Origin of the sequence: Virgibacillus sp. MSJ-26, assembly GCF_018918075.1 — a bacterium.
Lineage (GTDB): Bacteria > Bacillota > Bacilli > Bacillales > Amphibacillaceae > MSJ-26.
Genome location: NZ_JAHLPW010000021.1, coordinates 1 through 12705, shown reverse-complemented (window position 1 = coordinate 12705; position 12705 = coordinate 1). Strand labels below are relative to the sequence as shown.

Annotated in this window: 9 protein-coding genes; 6 read left to right on the top strand and 3 right to left on the bottom strand. The window is 38.5% G+C overall.

Translation table 11 applies throughout. The features are described 5' to 3' along the window. Window positions 1–165: 165 nt before the first annotated feature. A complete protein-coding gene (locus KQI49_RS15885) occupies window positions 166–1446 on the bottom strand; it encodes a sugar ABC transporter substrate-binding protein (protein WP_216490536.1) in 1281 nt (426 codons plus the stop codon). A gap of 238 nt (window positions 1447–1684) precedes the next feature. Between KQI49_RS15885 and KQI49_RS15880 the strand changes: the two genes are divergently transcribed. The 3 genes from KQI49_RS15880 (at window position 1685) to KQI49_RS15870 (ending at window position 6713) form a co-directional block, all read left to right on the top strand. Beyond that, window positions 1685–3460, top strand: coding sequence for a glycoside hydrolase family 13 protein (locus KQI49_RS15880; RefSeq protein WP_216490535.1), 1776 nt, complete (start codon window positions 1685–1687; stop codon window positions 3458–3460). Window positions 3461–3511: 51 nt separating this feature from the next. After that, complete coding sequence (locus KQI49_RS15875; protein WP_216490534.1) at window positions 3512–5194, top strand: glycoside hydrolase family 13 protein; 1683 nt, start codon at window positions 3512–3514, stop codon at window positions 5192–5194. 166 nt (window positions 5195–5360) lie between these two features. Continuing rightward, window positions 5361–6713, top strand: a complete 1353-nt coding sequence (locus KQI49_RS15870) for an MATE family efflux transporter (RefSeq protein ID WP_216490533.1) — start codon at window positions 5361–5363, stop codon at window positions 6711–6713. Between the two features lie 183 nt (window positions 6714–6896). On the opposite strand, the gene KQI49_RS15865 is transcribed toward KQI49_RS15870, so the two are convergent. Both KQI49_RS15865 and betB read right to left on the bottom strand, forming a co-directional pair. Further along, window positions 6897–7457, bottom strand: a complete 561-nt coding sequence (locus tag KQI49_RS15865; RefSeq protein ID WP_216490532.1) for a sugar O-acetyltransferase — start codon at window positions 7455–7457, stop codon at window positions 6897–6899. A gap of 185 nt (window positions 7458–7642) precedes the next feature. Continuing rightward, window positions 7643–9121, bottom strand: coding sequence for a betaine-aldehyde dehydrogenase (betB, locus tag KQI49_RS15860; protein ID WP_216490530.1), 1479 nt, complete (start codon window positions 9119–9121; stop codon window positions 7643–7645). Between the two features lie 207 nt (window positions 9122–9328). Between betB and cudC the strand changes: the two genes are divergently transcribed. From cudC to betA, 3 genes are all read left to right on the top strand, one after another. Further along, entirely contained in the window at window positions 9329–9886 is a 558-nt protein-coding gene (gene cudC, locus KQI49_RS15855; protein WP_216490528.1) for a choline uptake/conversion transcriptional regulator CudC, read from the top strand. Between the two features lie 36 nt (window positions 9887–9922). Beyond that, on the top strand, window positions 9923–10804 hold the full coding sequence (locus tag KQI49_RS15850) for a glycine betaine ABC transporter substrate-binding protein (protein WP_371817584.1): 882 nt from the start codon (window positions 9923–9925) through the stop codon (window positions 10802–10804). Between the two features lie 88 nt (window positions 10805–10892). Further along, window positions 10893–12572, top strand: a complete 1680-nt coding sequence (gene betA / locus KQI49_RS15845; protein ID WP_216490526.1) for a choline dehydrogenase — start codon at window positions 10893–10895, stop codon at window positions 12570–12572. Window positions 12573–12705: the final 133 nt, after the last annotated feature.

The following is a 12705-nucleotide window of genomic DNA, read 5'->3' as shown; positions in this document are numbered from 1 at the left end:
ACTTTAATAAATGAATACTTTACTGCTTACGACTATGTCGTTCTTCAATTTATTGTCTGGAGAAAATTAGATTTGTGTATCTGTGGATTAAATATGGTGATGCGAATGGTAAGTTTAAAAGGAAGGCAGTATCTCTAATAACAAGACACCGCCTTAGATTACTTATTAATTCTCTCCACCATGATTCATTTCAATATTTTCTTTAATTAACTTAACAGCTTCATCAAGCGCTTCTTTCGGGTCTGCATCTTTTGTTGCAACCGCTTGTACAGCTGAAGTGATTGGATCCCAAACTTCATCGATCTCTGGAACAGAAGGCATTGCAATAGCATCTTTTGATTGTTCCATTACAGCTGCTGCCCCTTCGTTTTCCTCGACCCATTCATCATCTTCTAACAATGATGCTAATGGTGGGATTTCTCCAGTTAGGTCATATCTTATTTGCGCATTTTCTTCATTTGTAATAAATTCTACAAACTTTTGTGCCCATTCTTGGTTATCTGTAAAGTTCGTTACATGCCAACCTTTTACTCCCATGAATGTACCAACAGGTTCTCCATTTGGCAATTTAGGCATTGGTGCGATACCGATATCAATACCTGCGTCTTTATAGTCATTAAAAGCCCATGGACCATTTTGTACGGCCATTGTATTGCCTTCTTTAAACAAGCCGTTCATTTGGTCGTTGGATGTTTCACCGATAATTCCACTCGGGAATAACCCTTCCTTATACCATTTGCCCATGTATTCTAATGCTTCCACAGCACCTTCGTTATTAAGTCCGATATCGGTTACATCATCGCCATCACCGAATACATACCCACCAAATCCTTTAAATATACCATGTGCATGATAGGTGTCATCCCAAAGTGCTAAGAAACCATAATCACCATTCTCTACAGCTTCTTCAGATAACTCGTACATGTCATCCATTGTTTCTGGAACTTCTGGTAACAAATCTTTGTTATAGATAAAGACAGGTGTTTCAGTTGCTTTTGGTAACCCATATAATTGACCATCATATTCCATCGCTTCAACAGAGGATTTTGTGAATTGATCCAGTACATCGTCACCTACTTCAATTGGTGAAATATACCCTTTTACAACTGTTGATCCAATACGGTCATGCGGCAAAGTAACAACATCTGGTGCTGCATCTGTATTACCATCTAACGCTAAGTTTTCTTCAATTTCAGTTATGTTATATTCTTGGTATTCAATTTCAATACCGTATTCTTCTTCAAATTTCTCTGCAGCATCTTCAAGTGCTGCTCCTTTGTCATCATCTTCCCAAACTAGTAATTTTTCAGGCTTCTCCGCATCTTCTACATCTGCAGTAGCATCATCGCTACCCGAACTTTCTTCTACCTCATCGTCCGGTCCACATGCTGCCAAGACTCCTATTACTAACATGAATGCAAATAAAGTTCCTAACCATTTTTTCATTCAGTTACCCTCCCTAAAGGATTATTCATTTGAAGTGAATGCTATGTTTATGAAAACGGTTGCGCACCACTTTACATAAAATTATACAACGTATTTTTAAAAATGCAAGAGAAATTGTTCTTTGTTATACAATGATAATAACGTTTTCATTTTTTTGTCTTTTTTGATACGCTGTATAATAGTTTAAATTATTTATCTATATTTCATACAAACGATTGCATGAAAAGGAGGAATCGATTTGTTAAAAGAAGCCATCTACCATCAACCTAAAAGCAATCTAGCTTATGCCTATGATGAGGAGACATTACATATCTTGTTGCAAACAAAAAAAGATGATATGGAAGCGGTAACCCTAATCTACGGTGATCCATATATTTTTGATAAAGAAGAATGGCAGTTTCAATTCATCGACATGGAAAAATCAGGTTCAACTGTAATGCATGATTATTGGAAAGTAGCTGTGAAACCAGACTTCCGCAGACTACGCTATGGATTTAGTTGCACCTCGAAAACAGGTGAAACAATTCATTATACAGAGCGAGGATTTTTTGAATCTATCCCTAGAGATAAGGATTATTATTTTTGTTTTCCTTATTTACATAAAGGGGATGTATTTCATGCGCCATCTTGGGTAAAAGACACGATATGGTATCAAATTTTTCCTGAACGATTTGCAAATGGGGACACATCAAATGACCCTGCAGGTACTATGCCATGGGGGGAATCAGAACCTACGCCCACAAACTTTTTCGGTGGAGATTTCCAAGGGATTATGAACCATTTAGACCATCTCGTTGACTTAGGAATCAATGGAATTTATTTCACTCCTATTTTTAAAGCTTATTCCAATCACAAATATGACACGATTGACTACATGGAAATCGACCCTCAATTCGGGGATAAAGAAATATTCCGACGTCTTGTGAAAGAATGTCATAAGCGCGGCATTCGGGTTATGCTTGATGCAGTGTTTAATCATAGTGGCTACTATTTCCTACCGTTTCAAGATGTACTGAAAAACCAAGAGGATTCTGTTTATAAAGATTGGTTTCATCTATGGGATTTCCCAGTCGTAACGAAACCACAGCCAAATTATGACACATTTTCTTTTGGTGCCTCCATGCCAAAATTAAATACAAACCAGCCCGACGTAAAGAAGTACTTACTCGATGTAGCTCGTTATTGGATAGAAGAATTTAATATTGACGGATGGCGGCTCGATGTTGCAAATGAAGTTGATCATACGTTTTGGAGGGAGTTTAGACAGGTAGTAAAAGATGTGAAACCTGACGCTTATATTCTTGGGGAAATCTGGCACAATTCAATGCCCTGGCTTCAAGGGGATCAGTTCGATGCTGTCATGAATTATCCATTCACAAATGCTGCCATCGACTTTTTTGCTAAACAAAAACTGTCTGCTAGCTCATTTAGCAATGCCATTGACGAAGTTTTGCACATGTATCCAGATAATGTTAATGAATCTTCATTCAATTTATTGGATAGTCATGATACACCAAGAATTTTAACTTTGGCAGATGGAAATATCGATCGAGTCAAGCTGTTGTTCCTTTTCCATTTAACCTTCATTGGAACACCTTGTATTTACTACGGGGATGAAATCGGCATGAATGGTGGCGGTGATCCCGGGTGCCGTGCATGTATGGTTTGGGAACATGAGAAGCAAAATCAGGATTTATTTCATTATGTTCAAGCGCTAATTACATTAAGAAAATCAAATGACGTATATGCAAACAGGGCTTCTTTTCAATTCCTAGATGGAAACCATGATGAAAATACAATTATTTATGAAAGAAAACATGACTCGATGCAAGTCATATTTGTTATCAATAATCAAACGACATCTACTTCTATTAATTTACTAACTTCAGGTTTATTCCAAGAACTTACATTCGATGGCCGAACTTTTCAAAGAAATAGCATAGAAATAACGAATGATAGCTCCATTCATGTTTCACCATATGGTTTCCGAATCTTTGAGAAGACTCAAAACTAAAGAACGATGAGATCCCTAATAACAATTTTATACTATAATGGAGGTATTCAAATGACAAAACAATGGTGGAAAGAAAGTGTTGTTTATCAAATTTATCCAAGGAGTTTTAATGATAGTAACGGAGACGGAATTGGAGATATTCGCGGAATTACGGAAAAACTAGATTACTTAAAGGAACTTGGAATTGATGTTATTTGGCTTTCGCCTGTTTATGAATCCCCTAATGATGATAATGGATATGACATCAGCAACTATCAAAAAATTATGGACGAATTTGGTACGATGGAAGATTGGGATTATATGTTAAGTGAGATCCATAAGCGAGATATGAAACTTATTATGGATTTAGTAGTAAATCATACGTCTGACGAACATCATTGGTTCGCTGAGTCACGAAAATCAACGGACAATCCTTACCGGGACTATTATATTTGGCGTCCTGGGAAAAATGGTGCTGAGCCAAATAATTGGGAAGCAAATTTTGGCGGTTCCACATGGAAATATGATAAAACGACAGACGAATACTTTTTACATTTATTCTCTGAAAAACAACCTGATTTAAATTGGGAAAATCCTACATTACGAAAAGATATCTATAGGATGATGACATGGTGGTTGGATAAAGGGATTGACGGATTTAGAATGGATGTTGTCAACTTCATTTCTAAAGACCAACGTTTCCTTGACGGGGAACCCATTGAAGGGAAAAAGTATGTGTCAGGGCATCAATACTTTATGAATGGACCACGTGTGCATGAATTTTTACAAGAAATGAACAAAGAAGTATTAGCACATTATGACATCATGACTGTTGGTGAAATGCCCGGTGTCACTCCAGAAGAAGGGTTGTTGTATACGGGGGAAGACCGAAATGAGTTAAATATGGTCTTCCATTTCGAGCATATGGATCTCGGCTCTGGAGCGGATGGCAAATGGGACATACAACCATGGTCACTTGTTGAATTAAAAGACATTTTATCAAAATGGCAAGTCGAATTAGAAAATGATGGTTGGAATAGTCTATATTGGAATAACCATGACCAACCACGTGTCGTATCCCGATTTGGCAATGATAAAGAGTACCGTGAAACATCTGCAAAGATGCTGGCAACGACATTACATATGATGAAAGGGACACCTTATATTTACCAAGGCGAAGAAATTGGCATGACGAACGTCAAGTTCCCTTCCATTGATGATTATCGGGATATTGAAACATTGAATATGTACAAGGAGAAAATGGAAGAAGGAAAAAATGTAGATGACATCATGGAATCCATTTACATTAAATCACGCGACAATGCACGAACACCAATGCAATGGGATAACAGTGTGAACGCTGGTTTTACAGAAGGAGAGCCATGGATTGCAGTCAATTCCAATTACAAAGAAATTAACGCAAAAGATGTGGTAGCAAATCCAGATTCCATATTCCATTACTATAAAGAACTCATTCAACTACGGAAAAAGCACCCAATTATCGTTTATGGAAAATATGATTTATTAAACCGAGACAGCGAAGATATTTTTGCCTATACGAGGACTTATGAGGGCGAACAACTGCTTGTCTTAAGTAACTTTACTAAAAATGAACTTTCCTATGATGTGCCAGACAAACTAATGGATTATTCGAGCAGTTCCTTAATGATTGGCAACTACAAAGATGTTGATGGAAACTTAAAACAAAAACTTACTTTAAATCCTTTTGAAACGAGAGTCTATTATTTAAAATAATTCGTTCAAAATATGGCTATACGCAGGGAGGAGTTACTTCTTGCATATAGCCCTCTCTCTTTTTTCAAAATGGCTCATTAGGTAAAAATAGATTTTCTTTTGTTACATCACTTGGAAAATACAGTTTTTATATTTTGATTAAACCTCAAGGAGAGAAGGAATTCCTTTGAATGCAACCAACACTAAAAAACTAACATTATATGCACTTACCTGGCCTATTTTCATAGAATTACTATTACATATGTTAATGGGTAATGCGGATACGTTGATGCTCAGTCAATACTCCGACAAATCGGTTGCCGCTGTCGGTGTGACCAATCAAATTCTTTCCGTCATTATCGTTATGTTTGGATTTGTCGCTCAAGGTGCGGCTATTTTGATTGCCCAGAATTTAGGGGCGAAAAAGCCAAGAGCTGCAGGGAAAATTGCTATAATGTCTATTAGTTTAAATTTATTGTTCTCCCTTACATTAAGTGCCGCTTTATTTGTATGGGCTGTCCCTATTTTAAATCTAATGGATTTACCATTGGAAATTATGGGAGAAGCAACAACGTACATCCAAATTGTCGGTGGACTCATTTTTGTTCAAGCATTAATTATGACGACTGGTGCTATTTTAAGAAGTTATGGACATACAAAAGATACGATGACCGTAACAATTGTAATGAATATTCTTAATGTCATCGGTAACTTTTTCGTTATTTTTGGACCGTTTGGATTTCCAGTTCTTGGCGTTGCAGGTGTAGCCTATTCCACAGTAATTAGCCGTTTACTAGGATTTATTGCACTCATTTTCCTACTCATCAAGCGTAGTCAAGGTCAGTTGGATTATAAAAGCCTTTTCCGTTATCGTAAGGAATATTTGAAAAAAATTCTTCAGATTGGTGTTCCTTCAGCAGGTGAGCAACTATCCTATAACGCCAGTCAGATGGTGATTACGTATTTCGTTGCTCAACTAGGAACGATTGCCATAACAACAAAAGTATATGCACAAAACATCATGATGTTCATTTTTCTTTTTTCAATCGCTATCGGTCAGGGAACTCAGATTATAATTGGGCATATGATTGGTGCAGGTAAATCAGATGAAGCGTATGAACGAGGACTAAAAAGTTTACGGATATCTCTGATTGTATCTCTCAGTATGGCTGGGCTTGTGTTTGTCTTTTCTAAGCCACTTCTAGGTATATTCACAGATGATCTATCCATTATCAAACTCGGTGCCCTGCTGCTCTTCATGACTATTATTTTAGAACCTGGTCGTGCATTTAACTTAGTGATGATTAACTCACTCCGTGCTGCAGGTGATGTTAAGTTTCCTGTCTATATCGGTATTATTGTTATGTGGGGTGTCGGTGTAACCACTGCATGGTTTTTCGCCATCTATCTCGGCCTCGGATTAACAGGTATCTGGATTTCATTTATTTGCGATGAATGGCTAAGAGGGATCTTCATGGTAAGAAGATGGAAGCAACGAAATTGGGCTTCAATGAGCTTTGTCGAGCAAGAAAAGGTGTAAGATATATTGAACTCGGTTTCTCACATCAAAAACACAGAGAAACCGAGTTTTTTATCTAACAGTAAAAAGAGTCTAGTCTTTTCACTTATACTTCCTTAACTCTTCGTACGATTCTATAGCTTACAGTTTTTATGTTTTATTAAAAAAGCTGCCAAGCATCATCCATATAAAAGCACGCACTACTTATAATTCAATTTCTTTTATTATTTTAGCAGGATTGCCTCCCATGACAACGTTGTCTGGTATATCTCTAGTAATAACTGAACCTGAAGCGATGACAACATTATCGCCAATTTTTACACCTGGATTTATGATGGCGCTTCCACCAATCCATACGTTATTTCCAATCGTAATCGGTTTGCCATATTCTTTACCCGAATTTCTCTCAATAGGATGAAGTGGATGTGTCGCTGTATAGATTTGTACCCCAGGTGCCAACATACAATTGTCTCCAAAACGCACTTCACAAACGTCTAAAATCGTACAGTCGAAATTAGCATAAAAGTTCTCACCCACATGTGTGTTATAGCCGTAATCAAATCTAATATTTGGCTCCATAATTATTTTTTCTCCGGTTGAGCCGAGTAAATCTTTTAATAATTTAGTTCTTTTCTCAGACTCTGTTTCTATTGTTTGATTATAGATTCTAACCTTTCGCCTTGCCTCCTCGCGCTCCTTTACTAGTGCTAGGTCTTCAGGATTGTACATTTCTCCAGCTAACATTTTTTCTTTTTCAGTCTTCATTTTTCTACACCTGTCTTTCTCTCCGCTGTATACATCTTTTGTATGCCCGGGACTCTCCCAATTAGTATATCACTGATTTTAAATGACTTGCTGAACATGAAAAAACACATCCTCTTTAAATGTAAGATGATGTGCTAATCATTCTGTTTCTTCTTAATGTTAAATGCAATGTCTACTTATTTTAATTATTTCATCCCAAACCAATGAATCGGCTGCGGATTGATATTATGATACACATGTTTGGTTTCTGTATATTCTTCTAAACCTTGAACACCTAATTCGTGGCCAATACCGGATTGTTTATAGCCGCCCCACGGTGCTTGTGCGAAAAAGATGTTGAAGTCGTTAATCCACACAGTTCCCATACGCAATTTAGCAGCAACGCGTTCTGCTTTGGCAATATCTTGGCTCCAGACACCACCAGACAAACCGTAAATAGAGTCATTCGCTAAGTGGATTGCTTCCTCTTCTGTTGAGAATTTTTCTACCGTAATAACCGGTCCAAACCCTTCATTTTGTACAACGTCCATCCCTGTTGAGCAATCCGTTAAGACGGTTGGTAAATAGAAAAATCCATTTTGAAGTTCAGGATCTTTTGGTTTTCCTCCACCCACTGCTAATGTCGCGCCTTCTTTCAATCCATTTTCTACGTACTCGGTTACTTTTTCAAGATGTTCCGCTGAAATCAATGGCCCCATTTCCGTATCTTCATCAAAACCGCTACCGAGTTTGATATTTTTTACACGTTTTACTAGAGCCTCAACAAATTCATCGTGGATGCTCTCTTCAATGATAAGTCTCGTCCCAGCAGAGCAGATTTGGCCCGCATGGAAATACACACCGTTTAATGCTTGATCCACGGCTGTTTCAAAGTCTGCGTCAGCGAAAATAACATTCGGATTTTTGCCACCAAGTTCTAGGGCAATTTTTTTCATATTAATACTTGCTGATTGCATAATTTTTCGACCTGTCTCAAGTCCTCCGGTAAAGGAAATCAGGTCAACCTCTTTACTTTCGGATAATTCCGCACCAACTGATCTTCCTGGTCCAAGGACTAAGTTGGCAACACCTGCGGGAATGCCTGCCTCTTCGATTAACTCAAATACTTTAATTGTAGTGAGTGGTGTAATTTCACTCGGTTTCATGACAAGCGTGTTCCCAGCTACAAGAGCAGGTGCTAATTTCCAAGAAGCTTGTAGGAGTGGATAGTTCCACGGTGTAATTTGCGCACAAACACCGACAGGCTCACGAACGACTTTACTGATCGTATCGGGAATGGGAGAGGCAATCATTTCTCCAGCATCTTTGCCAGCGAGATCCGCATAATAATGAAACACATCGGCAATACCATCCATATCATCACGACTTTCATCAACCGTTTTACCAGTGTCTAATGATTCTAGACGTGCCAACTCTTCTTTATCTCTTTCTATTAATGTAGCGATATTACGAACCAATTTTCCACGTTCCACTGCAGATGTCGTTGCCCATTCACCTTCATCAAATGCTTCTCGTGCAGCTTTAATCGCTTTTTTTGCATCTGTATCATTACCTTCTGTCACTTCTGCGATGACTTCTTGATTAAAAGGATTAATGATTTTTCTCGTTTCGTTTGTCGTCGAAACAATCCATTCCCCATCTATAAATTGTTTTAATACTTTCACTCTCAGACTCTCCTTTATATAAATAATGAAGTTTAGCTTTGTTAAATATAAATTTAATCTTTGAATCTTTTTAAGGTTATCATGCACCTAATTTGTTGTCAATAAAACAAAAATTACAAGCAAACAAGTGTTGACATATTCGAATAAACCTATTATATTAAATTTGTTAAGAATTTATTTAACGAACTTAATAGCGAGGTGAAATAAATGAACAATTCGCTTGATGAACAAGCATATGAGACCATCGAATCGGCTAAAAATGAAATTATTTCAGCTATATCCGAGACGATGGATCTTTATGGTGTTACACCATCAGCCGGTGCTCTTTATGCCACATTGTACTTAAGTGATCAGATGAATCTCGACGAAATGCGAGATGAACTTAATATGAGTAAACCTAGCATGAGCACGGGGATCCGTAAGCTATATGACAATGGAATGGTAAAGAGAATCCATCAGAAAGGAACACGCAAACATACTTATGCTGCGGAAAAAGACTTCTTCAAATCGTTCATGTCCTACTACTGTCAGATGTGGCAACGGGAGGTAGATATGAACATGGAGGCCGTCAGCCAAGCTGAAGAATACTTACAAAAAGTTATCGAAGACGAGGAAGTCTCTAATAAAGTAAGAGAACAAGCCAAAGAACAATTTGACTTAATAAATAAATCCAAAGTCTACTACAACTGGCTTGAAAGATTAACACACAGTGTTAAAACAGGAGAAATTTTCGAATTTTTACCTAAAGAGGAACAAAGCGATTAATTATCAACTAGAAAAATACAAAGGGGATAAAAGATAGTGAAACGTTTCACAACAATATTTATAGTATTCATGACAGCAATCATTTTAGCAGCTTGTGGTGATTCAGCAGACGGAGAAAATGCTTCGGATGACGACAATGATGAAGAACTAGTTTTCGGTTTAATCAATTGGCCTGAAAATATTGCAGTCAACCACGTATGGAAAGTTCTATTAGAAGAAGAAGGCTATGAGGTCGATATAAAGCAACTGGAAATGGGAACAATCATGGAAGCATTGTCGACTGGCGATTTAGATGTTGGTATTGAAGTTTGGTTACCTGTGCAAGATATCAACTACTTTGAACAGTATCAAGACACGGTCGCTTTTAATAATGAAGCACCTTGGTTTGATAACGGGAAAGTCGGTCTTGTCGTTCCGGAATATATGGAAGACATCAATAGTGTAGAAGATTTAAATGCTAACAAAGACCTATTTGAAGAAGAAATCATCGGCTTCGAACCAGGCGCAGGCACCATGGAAGTGACAGAACAATTAATAGAGGATTATGATTTGGAACTTGAGCTTGTTCCTAGTTCGGAGGCAGCGATGCTAGGTGCACTCAGAGAAGCCGTTAAAAAGGAAGAGCCAATTGTCGTGCCACTCTGGCAACCACATGGTATTTTCTCTGATTTAGACCTGAAGTTCCTAGATGATCCACAAAAAACTTATGGAGAAGTAGAAGAAATTTCTCTAGCAACACGTCAAGATTTTGCAGATGATTATCCAGAAGTGAATGAATGGTTAACTAATTGGACGATCGATGACGATGAAACAATGGGTGAACTCATCAATTTCGTCAATGATTCAGATGACCCACACGAAGGTGCGAAAAAATGGGTAGAAGAAAACCGCGATCTAACTGACGAGTGGATTAAATAAAGTTACAAGTCAATTTTAACATCAAGAAAAATATAATGAGGCGTTGTGCGGAAAGAAACGCACGTCACCTGATTTGGAGGTACGGTTTATGAAACGAAAGTATGATTATATTGTTGTTGGTGGAGGAAGTGCTGGTGCAATCCTCGGTGACCGACTGAGCGCAGACGGAAAACATAGTGTTTTAGTTTTAGAAGCAGGAAGAAGTGATTATCCATGGGATTTGTTCATTCAAATGCCAGCCGCCCTCATGTATCCGGCAGGAAATCCACTATATGATTGGAGATATAAATCAGATCCCGAACCTCATATGCATGGACGACAAATTGCACATGCTCGAGGAAAAGTACTTGGAGGATCAAGCTCAATCAATGGCATGATTTATCAACGCGGAAACCCGCTTGACTATGAACGTTGGGGAGCAGACCCTGGTATGGATACATGGGATTTTGCCCATTGTCTCCCGTACTTCAAACGCATGGAGAATGCACTCGATTCACCTAATGACGACATGAGAGGTCATGACGGCCCTATCAAACTAACACGCGGACCAGCGACAAATCCGTTATTTGAAGCGTTCTTCAATGCAGCTTCCGAAGCGGGACACATGCGTACGCCAGACGTAAATAGCTATCAACAAGAAGGATTCGGACCGTTTGATAGACATATCTATAAAGGACAAAGACTATCAACGTCACATGCGTATCTACGTCCTGCCATGCATCGAGAAAACCTAGATGTTGAAACACGTGCATTCGTTACGAAGATTAACTTTGAAGGAACACGGGCTAAGGGACTTATCTTTAGAAAAGGCAAAAAAGAATATATTGTAGAAGCGGACGAAATTATTCTAGCAGGCGGTGCTTTCAACACACCACAGCTGCTTCAATTATCAGGTGTCGGAGAAGCTGAACACTTACAATCACTTGGCATTGACCCAGTCGTGGATCTTCCGGGTGTCGGGGAAAATCTTCAAGACCATCTTGAAGTGTACATTCAGTATTCTTGTCCAAAACCAGTATCTGAAATGCCTAGTTTAAATAAAGCAAAAATGCCGTTCATCGGATTACAATGGATTCTTAACAAGACAGGTCCGGTAGCAAGTAGCCACTTCGAAGGTGGGGGCTTCATCCGTTCGAATGACGATGTTGATTATCCAAACCTAATGTACCATTTCTTGCCACTCGCCGTACGTTACGATGGACAAAAAGCAGATACAAAGCATGGTTTCCAAGTCCACGTTGGACCAATGTACTCTGATGCAAGAGGTAGATTAAGAATTAAATCAAAAGATCCAAACGAACATCCTAGTATTCTATTTAACTATTTATCTACAGAGCAAGACCGACGCGAGTGGGTTGAGGCTGTACGACGCACTCGAGAAATCATGAAACAACCATCAATGGAACCATACAATTCAGGAGAGATTTCACCTGGCCCTAATGTACAGACAGATGAAGAAATTCTTGATTGGGTAGCGAGAGACGCAGAAACAGCCCTCCACCCTTCATGTACAGCAAAAATGGGCCCTGAATCCGATCCAATGGCTGTCGTCGATCCACATACGATGAAAGTACATGGCCTGGAAAACGTACGTGTTGCTGATGCGTCCGTCATGCCTTATATTACGAACGGAAACATCCATGCACCTGTACTCATGCTCGCAGAAAAAGCGGCTGATCTAATTTTAGGACGTAAACCATTAGAGCCTGAATATGTAGACTTCTATCGTCACGAAAAAGAAACAAAAAAAGAAACAGTAGAAGTTTAGTGGGACGGGGGGACGGGAGTGTAAACTGAACTGTGTAAGTGAGAGAGCGTACGACTCTTGCTTCGCAGTTCAGTTTTTTTATTGTAAGATAAAAATATAACGATTGGGAGGTTATTCTATTGGCCAAGTCAAA